The organism is Marivivens niveibacter (assembly GCF_002150005.2).
Lineage (GTDB): Bacteria > Pseudomonadota > Alphaproteobacteria > Rhodobacterales > Rhodobacteraceae > Marivivens > Marivivens niveibacter.
In genome coordinates, this window is the sequence record NZ_MSPP01000001.1 from 785,816 (window position 1) to 801,534 (window position 15,719).

Here is a 15,719-nt window from a genome sequence, read left to right on the forward strand (position 1 = left end):
TCGATAGGTTTTCAATGTCCGAACTAAACTCTGACATGTCTCAAAGTGCGCGGCTAAGTGTTGCGCCGATGATGGATTGGACAGACCGGCATTGCCGTGTTTTCCACCGTATGCTGTCGCAGCAAACCCTTTTGTATACTGAAATGGTGACAGCGCCCGCTGTCATCCACGGCGATCGTGATCGGTTGTTGGGTTTTGACGCTGTCGAACATCCCGTCGCAGTCCAATTGGGTGGTTCGGATCCAAAACAACTGGCCGAAGCAACGGCAATTTCCGCAGACTACGGCTATGACGAGGTTAATCTGAACTGCGGTTGCCCGTCTGATCGCGTTCAATCAGGCGCGTTTGGGGCGATCTTGATGAAATCGCCTGATCTGGTTGCCGAATGCGTCGCTGAAATGATCGCTGCTTCGCCGGTCGAGGTGACGGTCAAATGCCGTATCGGCGTGGATGATCAAGAACCGCATGACGTCCTACCAGAATTCATCGCAAAGGTCAGCGCTGCAGGCGTAAAACGGTTCACCATTCACGCTCGCAAGGCGTGGCTGCAGGGGCTAAGCCCCAAGGAAAACCGCGATATTCCGCCACTGGATTATGATCTGGTGCATCAGATCAAACGCGACAATCCTGATCTGCATATCTCGATCAACGGCGGTATCGCGACGCTAGACGCGGCAGAGGAGCAATTGGCGCAGGGTCTTGACGGTGTGATGATCGGGCGCGCGGCCTATCACAATCCGGCTGATGTTCTGTGCCAGGCCGACCGCCGCATTTACGGGCAGGGGACCGATACCGATCCTGTACAGATCGTCCGCGATATGCTGCCTTATATCGAAACGCATCTGTCGAATGGCGGCCGTTTGCATCAGGTTACCCGCCATATGCTAGGTGCCTTCATGGGGCGTCCCGGCGCGCGTGGATGGCGTCGGCATTTGTCGGAAAATGCCACGCGCGATGGGGCAGGGATCGAAACCGTCGAAGCTGCGTTGGAGTATCTGCTATGATCGAAGGCGGCTTTATCCAGTTCGACAAAACGCCCGAAATGACCGCATGGGCCAAAGCTGCAAATGCGGCGGCGGACGCTGTTCTGGCGGATCCTGCGCAACAGGCAAAATGGTTGCGTCATGGACAGACGTGGTTTGTTGGTGTCGACGCTTTGCCGACGGATGAAAAAGGGGCCATTGATGGCGTGCCTTTGCGGGGGCCTTGGGATGGTATGGTTCCCGGTTTGCCGCTGCACCCCGCGCAGTTGTCAGTCATCTACAAAGGGTATCCGCGGAAAGACGCGGATGAGTCGGACAAGGCGCATAAATATCGTCTGGCTCGGGATGCGGCGCATTTGGATGGCCTATTGGCTGAAGGTCCGGAAAAACGGCGCCACCTACGCGAACCGCACGCTTATATCACAGCCGTTGCGGTGAATGACTGCACCCAGGCGCCTTTGGTCGTTTGGCCGGGTAGCGAAGAGATCATGCGCGAAGCTTTTACCGTGGCGTTTGCTGGTATGCCGCCATCCATGTGGCCAGACATCGATGTCACTGAAATATACGCCGATGCCCGCGCCGAAGTGTTCGAATGCTGCGAACGCGTCGAATTGCCAATGACCGCAGGGCAGTCGGTTCTGCTGGACCGCATGGTGATCCACGGAACTGCGCCCGATGCTAAAAACAAAGTGCCAGCCGCAGGACGGCGCATGGCGTTTTTCCGTCCGCAGTTCGACAATTTCCGCGACTGGTTGCGTGATTAATGGGCTAGGCTGCCGCCCGCAATTTTGCGGGTGATGAACGACGCAATCGGCCACGCCAGATTTGTGGCAACAAAGGCGATGGGCCAAGCGATCAGGAAATTTGGAATCCACATTCCGATAAATCCAGGCATCGGCCCCATCGCGATCAACAACATGATGCCTGACATGGAAAACGCCATGAGGCAGGTCATAACGATCTGATTGATAATAATAATTTTCTTCGACATCTCACACTCTGATAGATGGGGGATGTCGCGTATAAATGCCGACACCGCCCCGTTATGGGTTTCGGTGTCGCGGCATCATGGGATGACCCATGTGTAAATTCCCGATTGCGGGGGCTGGAATAACCGGACCAGCCAAGAATTTTTCCGACCCTTACATCGTATCGAATTAACCAAAGCGTCGCAAGGCAACAAAAACCGATGACCTGCGACGTTCAAAACGCGGTTTGCATTGAGCCTTGGTTGCCGCAGTGCGGTCAAAACGCATCTCTTTTGTGACTGCTTCGAAATACCTCATTTATCTATTATCCAAACGTAGTTCTTACTCTGGCTGTGCTGAACTTATGTTTTATCCATTTTTTGAATGGTTTCGGGGCCGACAAATTATTGCAGGGTGTGGTTTGGCAACGCGGTGTCATGAATCAACGTATTGGGCTCGTTAGGTTTCATTATGGGGGGGATATGATCGATCAAGCACGCATCGACGCGCTAGGCGATATGCTGTTCGAGGCACAGCGCACACGTCAGCCAATAGATAAAATCGCCGCATTGGAACCGACCTGCACGATTGAGGATGCCTATCGTATCCAGTCGCGCATGATGGACCGCCGCATTGCGGACGGCGAAAAGGTGATCGGCAAAAAGATTGGTTTAACCAGCAAGGCAATTCAGGACGCTTTGGGCGTTTATCAGCCTGATTTCGGCATTTTGACGGATGCCATGCTGTTTCAGGACGGCGATACCATTGATCTGGGCACTCTGATGCAGCCCCGCGTCGAAGGCGAATTGGCCTTTGTGCTGAAACATGACGTGAATGGTCCGGGCGTGACGGCATTGGACGTGCTGCAAGCCACCGCATACGTCACCCCCTGTATCGAGGTTGTGGATACCCGTTTTCAGGACTGGAAAATCGCAATCCAAGACACTGTTTCCGACAACGCGTCATGCGGTGTGTTTGTTCTGGGCCGTGAAAAGACCGACCCACGCGACGTGGATTTGCGTCTGGCGGGCATGGTCGTTTGCAAAAATGACGAGGTCGCAACATCGGGCTGCGGCGCCGCTGTTCAGGGGTCGCCTTTGAATGCTGTGGCGTGGCTGGCGAATACGTTGGGACCGTTGGGCAAACCGCTAAAGGCTGGCGAAGTCATTCTGTCTGGATCACAGGCCGCATTGGTTGGGATGCAAGGCGGCGACACGTTGTCTGTTGAAATCGCTGGCATGGGCAAATGCAACGTTCATTTTACCGGAAAGGCGCTGGCATGACTTTGACCCAAATAGATATCGTGCGTTTGGCTGAACGTGTCGAAACAGCGCAAACCTACGGTCATGCGATCCGCAAACTGACCGAAGAGTTCCCAGACATGACCGTCGAAGATGCCTATGCCGTGCAAAACGCGCTGCGCCATAGTTTCATCGCCCGTGGTCATCGCCTGACGGGGTGGAAAGCAGGCCTGACATCGAAACCAAAGATGATCCAGATGGGCGTCGATAGCCCATCCATCGGGTTTTTGACCGACAAAATGGCTGTCGCCGAAGATGGGAAAATCTCGGTATCCGAAATGGTGCATCCGCGCGTTGAATGTGAAATCGCATTCGTGCTTAAGTAAACTTTGTCAGGTGCGGATTGCACCGCAGCGGACGTAATGGCGGCCACCGATTTTCTGATCCCAGCGATTGAAATTATCGACAGCCGTTTCACCGGTTTCAAATTCGATATGCAAAGCGTGATTGCAGATAATTCATCGTCCGCGCGCTATGTCGTTGGCAGCTATCCGCGCCGTCCAGACGGGATTGATCTGCGCACAATCGGCGCTGTGATGGAAATCAATGGCGACATCGTCGCGCTGGGGGCAGGTGCCGAGGTGTTGAATAACCCCGCCGAAGCCATCGCGCTGATGGTGCGCATTCTGCACGGAATGGGCGAAACGCTGACCGCAGGTAGCATCGCGCTGAGCGGTGCGATCACGGCGGCCTATGCGGTCAAACCCGGCGATCATGTGCGCGCGTCATTCCATGAACTGGGCAGCGTTTCGGTGTGTTTCACCGACTAAATCTATGATAGCGCCAAGCCTTATGTCCGGCCAATTTGACCGCCAACCAGTGCCGCCGGATTACGAGTGTGTTTTTCCTCGTTTCGCGGGTAGGTTTTCTAATTCAAACGGTCCAATCGGGCGGCCCGCCCACCGCGCCGTTTCTTCAACGCTGGTTCGCGGGCAGGCAAGTCATCCATGACGGCCCGACGTTCGGCGGGTGTCATGCGCGACCAATTTCCGATTTCTGCAAGCGTTCGAAAACAGCCCGTGCAAATTTTTGCCTCTGGGTGGATGGCGCATAGTTTTTTGCAGGGGCTTTCGATCTCGGCCCGTTTCCAGATATCGTCGGTCACTTTAGGCTCCCAAATGGCGCAAACGGTCCAGCACCCCTTGCAGAATATAGCCTGCTGCGACGTGGTCGATCACCTCGTCGCGACGTTTTCGGGATGTATCCGCCTCTAGCAGCGCGCGTTCAGCGGCGACGGTGGATAGGCGTTCATCCCAAAACGTGATCGGGATATCCGTTAGCTTTTCCAGATTGCGGGCAAAGGATCGGGTCGATTGAGCGCGTGGGCCTTCGGTGCCGTCCATGTTCAAGGGTAGGCCCAAAACGATCCCTGCGATGTCGCGTTTCGCCAAAATCGCCAACAGCTTTTCGGCGTCCACGCCAAATTTTTTGCGTTTGATCGTTTCCAACGGGGTGGCCACCTGACGCATACCATCAGAAACGGCAACGCCGATTGTCACGGTGCCTAGATCCAGCCCGCAAATCGCACGGAATGGCGGGATTGCGCCCGCAAATTCATCAACCGTTTGTAGGATCATTCGGCGACTCCTGCGGAGACTGCCGCAGGGCGGATGACGTTCAGCGCCGTTTCATTGCCTGCGAAATTTTGCTGTGCTTCGCCCCAGATCGCTGCGGCGCGTTCGGTATCGCCCTGAACGCCCAGGGCGCGGATTAATTGCGCCCATTCGTCGGGTGTTCCGCCTTCGTTTGCCAAACGCGACATCAACCCGTCTACCATGCCTTGGATCATGTTCGCTTGGGATTCTGCGTCCATTTCGGATGCGTTTTCAATGTCTTGGGCGGTTGGGCCGCGTAGGGTGTTCACCGGCGGTGTGTAATCTTCGCGGCCTGCGTACCATGCCAAATCCATCGTGGTTTGTTGGACGTTCGCAATCCATTCAGCATCCTCTGGCGCGTTGCGCAGCAGGCGATCCCAATAAACAAAGGCTTGATCGGGGCGGCCATTTTGCATGAACAAAGCGCCTACCCAATACAGACCAGTCAGGCTGTTGGGGTTTTCGTCCAGAATGACCCGCAAAACGCGTTCAGCTTCGGGCGTGACCACGCCGCCAGCCGCAGAGACCATAAGTTCGGCCAAGGCTTCTTTTTCGTCGATGGGGGCATCGTTTCCGCCCATCTGCGTTACGATTTGGCCCTGCGCACGTGCGGCGCGTGCCGTGTTGCCCATGATGATCTCCATCCGCGCAAGATCGCGCAACGCTGCAATGTCATCGGGATTGTCCAGTGCGTTTTGGCGCACTCGTTCGACAGTGTCGCGTAGGTTATCGGGTAGGTCGATATCTTCGGGGGTAGGCTGTGCCGATTCCGCTTCGGCTTGGGACGGACGGTTGTCGTACTGCGCACGCGCGTCTGCGATGCGCTGTTCGCGGGGCAGGTCGTCCGCATTTGGTGCGCCCAGTACGGCGTAAAGACCCAAACCGCCTGCGACCACGGCAACCAGCGAAACAACAGCGGCACCGATCGCAATTTTGCGCGGGGTTTCGCCATTGTTGTTTGCCGCTGTTTTATCGGCGGCTAATAGACGGCGTGCGACTTCGGTCTTGGCTTGTTCGGCTTCGTCGGCGGATAGGATGCCGCGATTCAAGTCGCGCTCAATTTCCGCCAATTGAGTTTTGTAGATATCAACGTCCGATGGGCCAGTTGTGTCTGTTTCATTCTTTCGTGCCAAAGGCAGCACCAACATGCCGCCCGCGACAAGCGCGAGTAAGGTAGCAATGATCCAGAACATCCATGCGCCTCCAACTGATGTGCCATGAATACCTAACGGTCATTTCGCCGTGATAAAAGGCCCTGCGTCCGCATGACCCGATACCGATTTGGCGCGAACGGTTATTCTATGTCGCAAAGGTGCAATAATCGGGCGTGTCCAGTCGACATTTGGTCTGTGATTTTTTGCACTTAAGGGGAAACAGGGATGCCCGCGACCAACAAAGGGGATTCGCACGCATGAGACGCTATTCCGTATTCGCTGTAGCCCGAGAGGGTCTACGTTATCATTCTGGTTGGGAACGCGCATGGCGTTCGCCTCAGCCCAAGAAAAAATACGATGTGATCATCGTAGGGGCAGGCGGTCACGGTCTGGCGACGGCCTACTACTTGGGCAAAAATTACGGCATCACAAATGTCGCGATTATTGAAAAAGGCTGGCTGGGCGGCGGCAATACAGGCCGTAACACCACGATCATCCGTTCGAACTACCTGCAGGACCCATCGGCGGCGATTTACGATAAGGCGCTGTCGCTGTACGAAAACCTATCGCAGGATTTGAACTACAACGTGATGTTCAGCCCCCGTGGTTTGATCATGCTGGCGCAAACCCACCACGAGGTGCGCGGCTACAAACGGACCGTTCTGGCCAACCAGTTGCAGGGCGTTGCGACCGAATGGGTCACACCAGAGCAGCTGAAAAAGCTGGTTCCGATCATCAACATCGACGGTCCACGCTATCCTGTCATGGGCGGCCTGTACCAAAAACGGGGCGGCACGGCGCGTCACGATGCTGTGGCGTGGGGCTACGCACGTGCCTGTTCCGACATGGGCATGGACGTGATCCAGCAATGCGAAGTCACTGGCGTGCGCACCGAAGGCGGTAAAGTGGTTGGCATAAACACCACCAAAGGCGACATCGATTGCGACAAACTAGGCATGGTTGTTGCGGGGCATACCTCGACCTTGGCTGAAATGGCGGGTTTCCGTCTGCCGATTGAATCGGTGGCCTTGCAGGCGCTGGTGTCCGAGCCGATCAAACCTTGCATGGACGTGGTCGTCATGGCGAACACCGTTCACGGCTATATGTCGCAATCCGACAAAGGCGAAATGGTCATCGGCGGCGGCACCGATAGCTACAACAACTACACCCAGCGTGGGTCTTTCCATCACATCGAAGAAACCGTTCGCGCACTGGTCGAAACATTCCCGATGGTTAGCCGTTTGAAAATGCTGCGCCAGTGGGGCGGCATCGTGGATATGACCGGTGACCGTTCTCCGATCCTGTCGAAAACACCTGTCGAAGGTATCTTTGTGAACTGCGGCTGGGGCACCGGCGGGTTCAAGGCGATCCCAGGCTCTGGTTGGGGCATGGCCGAACTTATGGCCAAAGGTCACAGCCCGCTGACGGCCGAATTCGACATGTATCGTTTCCGCGAAGGAAAATTCATCGACGAATCCGTTGCTGCGGGGGTTGCGCACTGATGCGGAACCTTTTCGCCCATACCTGCGTTGTACCTGTAACAAGTGATTTTACAGGAGATCAGCAATGGTTGACCAAACAAACAATTCGTCGTCTGGCACGAACTCTGGCCTTGCGTTCATCGTGGGTGCATTGGTCGTTGTCGTCGCTGTTCTGGGCTATTTCGTCTGGGCAGGGTCGCAGCAGTCTGACGACATCACTATTTCCATCGACGGTGGCGGCACTGCGCTGCAAGAAGCTGGCGAAGCTATCGAAGACGCCGTCGGTCAATAACCCTATTTTGCATTCCCGACTGTCACAGGTCGGCAAAGCCGCGCGCTTTGCCGGCCTGTTTTCGTGTGGATGGCCCAACACAAGGAACGCGACATGTTGATCCTTCATTGCCCTTATTGCGGCGTTTATGCCGAAGAAACCGAACTGCATGCTGGCGGCGAAGCGCACCTGAAACGCGCCACCATCGGCGACAGCGATGAAGCGTTCGAAGAATACCTGTTCATGCGCGAAAACAAAAAAGGCGTGCATCTGGAACGTTGGCGTCATGCGAACGGCTGCGGGAAATGGTTCCTATGCGCCCGTGATACCGCCACGCTAGAGGTTTACGGCACATATCCCGCCCAAACCACCGAACCGCCTGCTGACATCGTTGCAGCAATCACCGCAAAACACCCCGGCTGGTCGTGGAAGGAAAAGGCATGAGCACCCGTCTGCAATCTTTGGGTCGTATGATCGACCGTTCGAAACCTGTCGAATTTACCTTTAACGGCAAACGTCTGCGCGGCTATCAGGGCGATACCTTGGCGTCCGCGATGCTGGCGAATGACCAGATGATGATGGGCCGTTCGTTCAAATATCACCGTCCCCGCGGCGTAGTCGCATCGGGCGCCGAAGAACCGAACGCCCTGTTCAACATGGGGACAGGCGACCGGTTTGAACCGAACCAGCGCGCCACCACGCAAGAGGTGTTCGATGGACTGACGATCAAATCGCAGAACCATTACCCGTCGCTGGAATTCGATATCGGCGCGGTAAACCAGCTGTTCGCACGCTGGCTGCCTGCGGGTTTCTATTACAAGATGTTCATCCATCCGCGTCCGTTCTGGAAATACGTCTACGAACCCTTCATCCGTCAATCGGCGGGTCTGGGTCAGGTGCCAAAAGAAAAAGACGCTGACACATACGAACATTTCTATTTCTTCTGTGACGTGTTGGTTGCGGGCGGCGGTATCGCTGGTCTTGCTGCCGCGCTGAAAGCAGGCAAAGAAGGCAAACGCGTTCTGCTGCTGGAACAGACCGCTGATTTCGGTGGTCGCGCAGTTGTCGACGGCGTTGAAATCGACGGTAAATCGGCCTCTGATTGGGTTGCTGAAACCTTGGCCGCGCTGAATGCGATGGAAAACGTCACCGTGCGCAGCCGCAACATGGTCGCGGGTGTCTATGACCACGGCTATGTTCTGGGCTACGAACGCCTGACCGATCACCTGTCCGATAAATCGGGCCCACGTCACCGTTTGTGGCGCATCCGTGCAGGCGAAATCGTATCGGCCACTGGCGCGATCGAACGTCCGCTGTCGTTCTATGGCAACGATATTCCGGGCGTGATGCTGGCGTCCGCTGTGCGCGACTATGTTGTGAACTGGGGCGTCTCCTGCGGTGACCGCACCGTTGTTGTGACGAACAACGACGACGCATACCGCACCGCGATCACGCTGAAACAGGCTGGCCTGTCCGTTCCTGCTATCATCGACGCCCGTTCCAGCGGCGCTGGCCCCATCGCGGCCGAAGCGGAAAAGCTGGGCATCAAAGTGATGAAGGGCAAAGCAATCGCCAAGGTCAAAGGCAAAAAACGTGTCACCGGCGTGCAGATCTGTCTGCAAGCAGGCGAGGGCAGCGTGATCGAAGAGATCGCCTGCGATTGCGTTGCAATGTCTGGCGGGTGGTCGCCTGTTGTTCACCTGTGGTCGCACTGTGGCGGCAAACTGAACTGGGATGACGATCTGGCGATGTTCCGTCCGAACCCGGAAAAACCACCGCTTGGCGCTGATGGTCAGGCATTTGTGTCTGTTGTCGGTTCGGCAAACGGTCACCTATCGACCGCCGCTGTACTGGCAGACGCAGGCCAAACGGTCACCACTAATGAGCCGGCAGAGGCTGCGATCCAACCTGTTTGGATGATGCCGCAAGGCGCGGGTGTCAAACTGCGGTCCAAGGCGTGGCTGGATTACCAGAACGACGTGAAAGTATCAGACGTTCAACTGGCGGCCCAAGAAGGGTACGAAAGCGTCGAGCATACCAAGCGTTACACCACGTTGGGCATGGCAACAGATCAGGGTAAATTGTCCAATATCAATGGCTTGGCGACCCTTTCTGCAGCGCTGGATTCGACGATTCCGAATGTCGGCACCACGACGTTCCGTCCGCCATATACTCCGATCTCTTTGGGGGCGATCACGGGTGTTGCGCGTGATGAGTTGTTCCAGCCTGTGCGCAAAACGCCGATGTTCCAATGGCACGACGCCAACGGGTCCGAATGGGAACCTGTGGGCGGTCAGTGGCGCCGTACCTATGCCTACGTGCGTGATGGCGAAACCACCAAAGACGCCGTTAACCGCGAAATCGTGAACACGCGCGAAAACGTTGGTCTGCTGGACGCATCGACATTGGGTAAAATCATCGTCAAGGGCCCCGACGCGGGCAAATTCCTGGACATGCTGTACACCAACATGATGTCGAACCTGAAAATCGGCAAATGTCGTTACGGCCTGATGTGTAATGAAAACGGGTTCCTGATGGACGACGGCGTTGTCATCCGTTTGGACGAAGACACTTGGCTATGCCACACCACCACGGGCGGTGCTGCGCATACCCACGACTGGATGGAAGACTGGCTTCAGTGCGAATGGTGGGACTGGAAAGTCTACACCGCGAACGTCACCGAACAATACGCTCAGGTCGCCATCGCGGGCCCCAAAGCACGCCAAGTGCTGGAAAAACTGGGCGGCATGGACGTGTCCAAAGACGCGATCGGGTTCATGGAGTTCAAAGACGGCACCTTGGGCGGCTTTGACGCGCGTGTGCACCGTATTTCGTTCTCTGGCGAACTATCGTTCGAGGTGGCCGTTCCTGCGTCCCAAGGCGCTGCATTCTGGGATGCTTTGCTAGAGGCGGGCGCGGAATTCGGCGTGATGCCATACGGCACCGAAGCGATGCACATCATGCGGGCCGAAAAAGGGTTCATCATGATCGGCGACGAAACCGATGGTACGATCATCCCGCAGGACCTGAACCTGCACTGGGCATTGTCCAAGAAAAAGGACGACTATCTGGGCAAACGCGCGCAGGAAAGGTCGTTCATGGCATCGCCTGACCGCTGGAAACTGGTTGGCGTTGAAACGCTGGACGGCTCCGTGATCGAAGACGGCGCCTATGTTCCTGCACCGGGCAACAACCCGAACGGTCAGCGCAATGTTCAGGGCCGTGTGACATCGACCTATTATTCGCCGACCCTGAAACGCGGTATCGCGATGGCCTTGGTCAAAAACGGGCCAGACCGCATGGGCGAAGTGATCGAGTTCAACAAAGAAGACGGCACCATGGTCAAAGCCAAGATCGTCGATCCGGTGTTCTACGACAAAGACGGAGAAAAGCAGAATGTCTAACGCTGTAAGCGCTCTGAACGGCCAAGAGGCCAAAGGCGACGTCACTGTCCGCGAACTGGGCCTAACGGGGATGATTACCCTGCGTGGCGATTTCGAAGATGAAAACTTTGGTGCGGCTCTGTCCCAGATCACTGGGGCAGGGGTGCCAGATGTGCGCCATTTCGTGCAGGCGGGTGATTTCACTGTTCTGTGGATGTCGCCTGACGAACTGCTGGTGATCCTGCCGTATGAAAAGGCAGCGGAAACGGTCGCGGCCTTTGATGCGGCGCTAAAGGGCACGCATTTTCTGGCTGTGAACGTATCGGACGCACGTGCGCTGATTTCGATTTCGGGTGATTTTGCCAACGAAGTGTTGGCAAAACTATCGCCCGTCGATATGTCCGCCGATCGGTTCACTGCTGGCATGGTGCGTCGCACCCGTTTGGCCCAAGTCGCCGCCGCGTTTTGGATGCTACCTGACGGGTCGTATAACCTGATGTGTTTCCGTTCCGTGGCGGATTACGCTTTTGGCCTTCTTTCCACATCTGCGAAAGCAGGTAAGGTCGGCGCGATCTAAAAAGTAAAGTAAAAATTCTACAAAACGCCCTGTGACATGACTGCCGCAGGGCGTTTTTGTATTTTGACTGTCAATTGATCGACACGAAAATGCGAGGTAATTCTAAACTAATAAGAAAGTTGGGACGTATCTTGCAGTGCGTACTCAGCACTGAGGTAGAGTATTACAATGCGGATCACGTCCGTCACGCCTATGAAAAACGAGGCCCCATTCCTGTTGGAGTGGGTTGCATACCATCGTTTGATTGGTGTGAACGATATTGTCGTCTTTACCAACGATTGCAGCGACGGCACCGACCGAATGTTGGAACGTCTGGATGAACTTGGCGAATTGCGCCATTTCGCGAACCCATCTTTTCTGATCAAGGGTGCGAAACACCATCTGACTGCGATCCGCTATTTCAATAAATTGATGCGTCCATCACGTTCGGATTGGGTTGTCAGCTTTGACGCCGATGAATTTATGTGCGTGAACGTGGGCGAAGGGCGCATGTCAGACCTATTCGCAGCGAAACCAGACGCTAACGTTTGGTCGTTGTCGCAGCTGAATTTTGGTCACGGCGGCATTACGGACTACAGTGATGATCTGGTCACCGATCAGTTCCGATACTGCTGGCGCGATGGAGCGCCGTATCACGCCGATGCAAACCGGCGCGGTGCCAAAACGTTGACCCATAAATCCTCTGAACCCGTTGAATGGCACAACCATTCGCCTGTGTTCCACGAAGACAAGCTTCGGTTTGCGCGTGTTCACAACGGGTCGGGCGAACGTCTGCGCCATCTGGATTTGCGCAAAGACGTCAAACATTTGGATTATCCGTACTACGGGTACGGCATGGTCCAGCTAAACCATTATGCTCTGCGATCTATTGATAGCTATTTGCTCAAGGTCAGCCGCGGCAACGCCAACCATGCCCAAGCGAACTACGGTCTTCCGTATTGGCGCCGTTATGACCGCAACGACCAATACGACGACAAAATCCTGCGCTGGACGGATCGTATTGCAGAAAAACGCGCTGAGTATCTAAGGGATCCAGAATTGCGCGACCTGCATGAAGCCGCCGTTGCAAACGCACAGGATCAAATTGCAGCAGCAAAGCAGACGCCAGAAGGGCAGGCGCTTATGAAACGCCTGACGCGTTATGTCACCAATAATCCAGGTGTGATGCTGGACGATGGTGATCACCTGCGGACCGCAGGGTAATAGATGCGCATTACGTCCGTCACCACAATGAAGGACGAAGCCCCATTTATTTTGGAATGGGTCGCTTATCACCGTCTAATTGGCCTGAACGATATTTTGGTGTTTTCGAATGATTGTTCGGATGGCACCGATGACATGTTGGATCGTTTGGACGATCTGGGGCTGATCCGCCATTACCCAAACCCGTCGATGTTTACCGGAAACCCCAAACATCATCTGCAAGTCGTGCGGTATATCAACACGTTTTCGCGGCTGCGCAGATCAGATTGGGTGACCAGTTTCGATGCGGATGAATTTATCTGCATCAACACAGGTGCGGGCAAAGTCGAAGATTTGTTCAACGACATGCCCGATACCGATGTGTGGTCGATGTCGCAGCTTAATTTTGGTCACGGTGGGGTGTCTGAATATACCGATGCACTGATGGGTGAACAGTTTCATTACTGTTGGGATTATCACTCCAATTTCTTTACCCGTCAAAACAAACGCGGCACGAAATCAATGACGCGCATGGCGGCAAAACCGGTCGAAATACGGAACCATTCATGTGTGTTTGATCCGGCAGCGCAAAACAATCTGATTATGCGAAACGGCAGCGGAGCCCACATCAAAGACGTTGATTTGTCGCGCGATGTCAAAAGCCTGCTGCACCCGGATTATGGTTTTGATCTGGTCCAGCTAAATCATTATCCGCTGCGGTCCATCGACAGTTTTTTGCTGAAACGTATGCGCGGCAATGCGAACCACGACAACGCGGACTATGGCATCAAATATTGGCGCAAGTACGATTTTAATGTTGTGCGGAACGACAGTATCGCCCGCTGGATTCCTGATGTGCGCGCAATGCGGGATGATTTGCTAAAAGATCCGGTATTGGGTCCGTTGCATCGCAGCGCGGTTGAAAATGCCCAAAACCGCATCGCAGGGCTGAAACAGAACGAACACGTTCAGGGGTTAATGGCGGCGATCAATCGGTATGTTCGCCGCAATCCAGGGATTTTGGCTCAGGCAGCGGGGTAAATTTCCGATGCGGGGCGGCATTCGTCGACCCAGTCATTATTTTCCGCGTAACCCAGCGTAATCAGCGCTTGACCGAATTCCCGAACGTAAATTTCAGCAACCTCGCGCGGCAGTTTGGTTTTCCACTGCGCTGGTTTGCCTGATTTTACGTGTTGTTTGACGTTGGCTGCGCGGTCTTCAGATTTGGCCGCACCGCCGAAAAGGCTGTGATCCCAATAATATTTGACCACACCATCAATATCGAACCCTTCGACGCCCATCTGTTCCAACGCGCCACGGAAAATCGAACAGTCGGTGTCGTTGACCACGTCTTCGAATTTCAGATCGACGACATGGCGATGTCCGTATGGCCAGACCAGCATTTCCAGTACGGTTTCACGGTGTTTATTTTCCATTTCAAACAGCATTTGATCCACCGTGGTCGGTAGGCTGTTGATATGTTCCTGATAGGTCTTGCCGCCCAGATCATCGCGTGGGACCCGCAGGAATTTTTCATTCCCCAAAGGCGCGGTCAGGTGGTAGCGCGCACCTGAAATCAAAATATCGCGCGGGTCACGGATGATGTGCAAAAACCGAGCCTGCGACGCATCAAAGAACGGAATTGGAAACAGCGAATTCCAATGAACAACCAACGCAGGTCCAGAGGCGGGCAGGGTGGACAGCTGTTTGCCGTTGTAGCCGCGCACAATGGGGATGTCGTTGTCGGACGCGTATTTGTGGAACGTGCGACGCATCCAGACGGTCCCCGTTTTGTGATGCGTGCCGACACATAAAAAACGGGGCGCGGTCATTTATCTTTCTCATTTTGTGGGAATTTTCCGGTGTCCACAAATTCACGATATTCGGGGACCTCTAGCTGGTAATTCAGGACCAGACGGGACGCATGGATACACGCGCGGTGCAACGCTGCTAGATCGGCATCTTGTAGCCAATCGTCCATGATCGCGCGAATTTGGGCGGTTTGAATGCTGGCATCTTCGTTCGCATTCAGATCGTATTTGCCCCAATAATCGGTATCGATACGATCCTTATTCTTGGAATTGGCGGTGCCACGTAGCCGTTTCAGCAGAAAATCTTCTCGGCTTTTGATCGCATAGTGATTTACTTGCGCGTAATCGTAGCCCAGCGTGTCTTTGCCAAACCGCCAGCCGCCTTTTAACACTTTGTGCGGCATGTCTTTGCCCGATGCATTGACCCATTTGATCTGGCCTTCGGGCATGTCTTCCCATTTGTGCAGCTTGGGGCGGTGGACGCCGAAATAGTCAAACTTTTGTGGACGGAATAGAGTTTTGAACCCCCAGACCAGTCCGTTTTCTGGTTCATCAAATGTTGATCCGCGCGTGAAACGTTCGGTCACTAACCGGTTGGGATCAAATTCTTTTTCGTCGCATGATCCCATCAGGCGCCAAGGGATCGAAATAGCATCCGCATCACCGCACGCGTCATGCAAAGCGGACAGAGTATGATCCCCGACTTTGACGTTCACAAATTCATCGGCATCAACGATCAGGGCCCAATCGTGTTCGCGTACCCATTCGGTACGGTTGGCACGGCTATAGGCGGACCGCTGCGGGTCCATCCGCGGGCCTTGGGGGTTATCGTGGTGTCGGATGACACCCATTTGATCCAGACGGTTCAGCATTAGATTGGTGCCGTCTGTGCAGTCATTGGAAAACAGTAGAAAACTATCGACCCCGATCGATTTATGATACGCCAGCCATTCCAGCAGGTATGGCCCTTCGTTTTTCATCGTCGAGATAAGGACGGTGCTTTGGTGTGCCAT

18 protein-coding genes are annotated in these 15,719 nt (G+C 54.9%); 12 read left to right on the forward strand and 6 right to left on the reverse strand.

The features are described 5' to 3' along the window. The first annotated feature begins 14 nt into the window (after positions 1 to 14). Positions 15 to 1,004, forward strand: coding sequence for a tRNA dihydrouridine(20/20a) synthase DusA (dusA, locus tag BVC71_RS03785; RefSeq protein ID WP_086450274.1), 990 nt, complete (start codon positions 15 to 17; stop codon positions 1,002 to 1,004). Then, on the forward strand, positions 1,001 to 1,747 hold the full coding sequence (locus BVC71_RS03790) for a hypothetical protein (RefSeq protein ID WP_086450275.1): 747 nt from the start codon (positions 1,001 to 1,003) through the stop codon (positions 1,745 to 1,747). The genes dusA and BVC71_RS03790 overlap by 4 nt, the downstream gene beginning before the upstream one ends. On the opposite strand, the gene BVC71_RS03795 is transcribed toward BVC71_RS03790, so the two are convergent. Beyond that, positions 1,744 to 1,974: a DUF2798 domain-containing protein gene (locus tag BVC71_RS03795; RefSeq protein WP_086450276.1), complete on the reverse strand. Its 231-nt coding sequence runs from the start codon at positions 1,972 to 1,974 to the stop codon at positions 1,744 to 1,746. The genes BVC71_RS03790 and BVC71_RS03795 overlap by 4 nt on opposite strands. 459 nt (positions 1,975 to 2,433) lie before the next feature. On the opposite strand from BVC71_RS03795, the gene BVC71_RS03800 reads away from it, so the two are divergent. Genes BVC71_RS03800 through BVC71_RS15505 form a run of 3 tightly spaced genes read left to right on the forward strand, consistent with a single transcriptional unit; the run spans position 2,434 to position 4,022 of the window. Continuing rightward, positions 2,434 to 3,234, forward strand: coding sequence for a fumarylacetoacetate hydrolase family protein (locus BVC71_RS03800; RefSeq protein WP_240516767.1), 801 nt, complete (start codon positions 2,434 to 2,436; stop codon positions 3,232 to 3,234). Continuing rightward, complete coding sequence (locus BVC71_RS15500) at positions 3,231 to 3,578, forward strand: FAA hydrolase family protein (protein ID WP_205905949.1); 348 nt, start codon at positions 3,231 to 3,233, stop codon at positions 3,576 to 3,578. The genes BVC71_RS03800 and BVC71_RS15500 overlap by 4 nt, the downstream gene beginning before the upstream one ends. A gap of 36 nt (positions 3,579 to 3,614) precedes the next feature. Further along, positions 3,615 to 4,022 (forward strand): fumarylacetoacetate hydrolase family protein, encoded by a 408-nt coding sequence (locus BVC71_RS15505; RefSeq protein ID WP_205905950.1) that lies wholly within the window; start codon positions 3,615 to 3,617, stop codon positions 4,020 to 4,022. A gap of 98 nt (positions 4,023 to 4,120) precedes the next feature. Here the strand turns inward: BVC71_RS15505 and BVC71_RS03810 are convergent, their stop codons facing one another. From BVC71_RS03810 to ccmI, 3 genes are read right to left on the reverse strand one after another with little or no spacing between them, the layout of a single operon-like run. Then, positions 4,121 to 4,357: a DUF1289 domain-containing protein gene (locus tag BVC71_RS03810; RefSeq protein ID WP_086450277.1), complete on the reverse strand. Its 237-nt coding sequence runs from the start codon at positions 4,355 to 4,357 to the stop codon at positions 4,121 to 4,123. A gap of 1 nt (position 4,358) precedes the next feature. After that, positions 4,359 to 4,829 (reverse strand): Holliday junction resolvase RuvX, encoded by a 471-nt coding sequence (gene ruvX / locus BVC71_RS03815; RefSeq protein WP_086450278.1) that lies wholly within the window; start codon positions 4,827 to 4,829, stop codon positions 4,359 to 4,361. Continuing rightward, positions 4,826 to 6,040, reverse strand: a complete 1,215-nt coding sequence (gene ccmI, locus BVC71_RS03820; RefSeq protein WP_086450279.1) for a c-type cytochrome biogenesis protein CcmI — start codon at positions 6,038 to 6,040, stop codon at positions 4,826 to 4,828. Before ccmI ends, ruvX begins: the two co-directional genes overlap by 4 nt. Positions 6,041 to 6,258: 218 nt before the next feature. On the opposite strand from ccmI, the gene BVC71_RS03825 reads away from it, so the two are divergent. From BVC71_RS03825 to BVC71_RS03855, 7 genes are all read left to right on the forward strand, one after another. Next, positions 6,259 to 7,503, forward strand: coding sequence for a sarcosine oxidase subunit beta family protein (locus BVC71_RS03825; RefSeq protein ID WP_086450280.1), 1,245 nt, complete (start codon positions 6,259 to 6,261; stop codon positions 7,501 to 7,503). A 64-nt stretch (positions 7,504 to 7,567) separates the two neighbouring features. Beyond that, positions 7,568 to 7,774 carry a hypothetical protein gene (locus BVC71_RS03830; protein WP_086450281.1) on the forward strand — a complete coding sequence of 69 codons (207 nt, stop codon included), beginning with the start codon at positions 7,568 to 7,570 and terminating at the stop codon, positions 7,772 to 7,774. 93 nt (positions 7,775 to 7,867) lie between these two features. Further along, positions 7,868 to 8,197, forward strand: a complete 330-nt coding sequence (locus BVC71_RS03835; protein ID WP_086450671.1) for a sarcosine oxidase subunit delta — start codon at positions 7,868 to 7,870, stop codon at positions 8,195 to 8,197. Next, positions 8,194 to 11,157 carry a sarcosine oxidase subunit alpha family protein gene (locus tag BVC71_RS03840; protein WP_086450282.1) on the forward strand — a complete coding sequence of 988 codons (2,964 nt, stop codon included), beginning with the start codon at positions 8,194 to 8,196 and terminating at the stop codon, positions 11,155 to 11,157. The genes BVC71_RS03835 and BVC71_RS03840 overlap by 4 nt, the downstream gene beginning before the upstream one ends. Next, the gene (locus tag BVC71_RS03845; protein WP_086450283.1) at positions 11,150 to 11,713 is read left to right on the forward strand and encodes a sarcosine oxidase subunit gamma; all 564 of its coding nucleotides are present in this window, start codon (positions 11,150 to 11,152) and stop codon (positions 11,711 to 11,713) included. Before BVC71_RS03840 ends, BVC71_RS03845 begins: the two co-directional genes overlap by 8 nt. A 168-nt stretch (positions 11,714 to 11,881) precedes the next feature. Next, positions 11,882 to 12,916 (forward strand): glycosyltransferase family 2 protein, encoded by a 1,035-nt coding sequence (locus tag BVC71_RS03850; protein WP_086450284.1) that lies wholly within the window; start codon positions 11,882 to 11,884, stop codon positions 12,914 to 12,916. Positions 12,917 to 12,919: 3 nt separating this feature from the next. Beyond that, positions 12,920 to 13,936, forward strand: a complete 1,017-nt coding sequence (locus BVC71_RS03855) for a glycosyltransferase family 2 protein (RefSeq protein WP_086450285.1) — start codon at positions 12,920 to 12,922, stop codon at positions 13,934 to 13,936. Here the strand turns inward: BVC71_RS03855 and BVC71_RS03860 are convergent. Together BVC71_RS03860 and BVC71_RS03865 are read right to left on the reverse strand one after the other, a co-directional pair. Further along, entirely contained in the window at positions 13,921 to 14,727 is an 807-nt protein-coding gene (locus tag BVC71_RS03860; RefSeq protein ID WP_086450286.1) for a hypothetical protein, read from the reverse strand. The two genes, BVC71_RS03855 and BVC71_RS03860, sit on opposite strands and share 16 nt — an antisense overlap. Further along, positions 14,724 to 15,719 carry a glycosyltransferase family 2 protein gene (locus BVC71_RS03865; RefSeq protein ID WP_086450287.1) on the reverse strand — a complete coding sequence of 332 codons (996 nt, stop codon included), beginning with the start codon at positions 15,717 to 15,719 and terminating at the stop codon, positions 14,724 to 14,726. The genes BVC71_RS03860 and BVC71_RS03865 overlap by 4 nt, the downstream gene beginning before the upstream one ends.

Coding starts and splice junctions, on each gene's coding strand:
- BVC71_RS03835 (WP_086450671.1), top strand. CDS start 7,868: ATGTTGATCCTTCATTGCCCTTATTGCGGCGTTTATGCCGAAGAAACC.
- BVC71_RS03830 (WP_086450281.1), top strand. CDS start 7,568: ATGGTTGACCAAACAAACAATTCGTCGTCTGGCACGAACTCTGGCCTT.
- BVC71_RS15500 (WP_205905949.1), top strand. CDS start 3,231: ATGACTTTGACCCAAATAGATATCGTGCGTTTGGCTGAACGTGTCGAA.
- BVC71_RS03850 (WP_086450284.1), top strand. CDS start 11,882: ATGCGGATCACGTCCGTCACGCCTATGAAAAACGAGGCCCCATTCCTG.
- BVC71_RS03860 (WP_086450286.1), bottom strand. CDS start 14,727: ATGACCGCGCCCCGTTTTTTATGTGTCGGCACGCATCACAAAACGGGG.
- BVC71_RS03800 (WP_240516767.1), top strand. CDS start 2,434: ATGATCGATCAAGCACGCATCGACGCGCTAGGCGATATGCTGTTCGAG.
- BVC71_RS15505 (WP_205905950.1), top strand. CDS start 3,615: ATGGCGGCCACCGATTTTCTGATCCCAGCGATTGAAATTATCGACAGC.
- BVC71_RS03790 (WP_086450275.1), top strand. CDS start 1,001: ATGATCGAAGGCGGCTTTATCCAGTTCGACAAAACGCCCGAAATGACC.
- BVC71_RS03825 (WP_086450280.1), top strand. CDS start 6,259: ATGAGACGCTATTCCGTATTCGCTGTAGCCCGAGAGGGTCTACGTTAT.
- dusA (WP_086450274.1), top strand. CDS start 15: ATGTCCGAACTAAACTCTGACATGTCTCAAAGTGCGCGGCTAAGTGTT.
- BVC71_RS03845 (WP_086450283.1), top strand. CDS start 11,150: ATGTCTAACGCTGTAAGCGCTCTGAACGGCCAAGAGGCCAAAGGCGAC.
- BVC71_RS03855 (WP_086450285.1), top strand. CDS start 12,920: ATGCGCATTACGTCCGTCACCACAATGAAGGACGAAGCCCCATTTATT.
- BVC71_RS03795 (WP_086450276.1), bottom strand. CDS start 1,974: ATGTCGAAGAAAATTATTATTATCAATCAGATCGTTATGACCTGCCTC.
- BVC71_RS03840 (WP_086450282.1), top strand. CDS start 8,194: ATGAGCACCCGTCTGCAATCTTTGGGTCGTATGATCGACCGTTCGAAA.
- BVC71_RS03865 (WP_086450287.1), bottom strand. CDS start 15,719: ATGGCACACCAAAGCACCGTCCTTATCTCGACGATGAAAAACGAAGGG.
- ruvX (WP_086450278.1), bottom strand. CDS start 4,829: ATGATCCTACAAACGGTTGATGAATTTGCGGGCGCAATCCCGCCATTC.
- ccmI (WP_086450279.1), bottom strand. CDS start 6,040: ATGTTCTGGATCATTGCTACCTTACTCGCGCTTGTCGCGGGCGGCATG.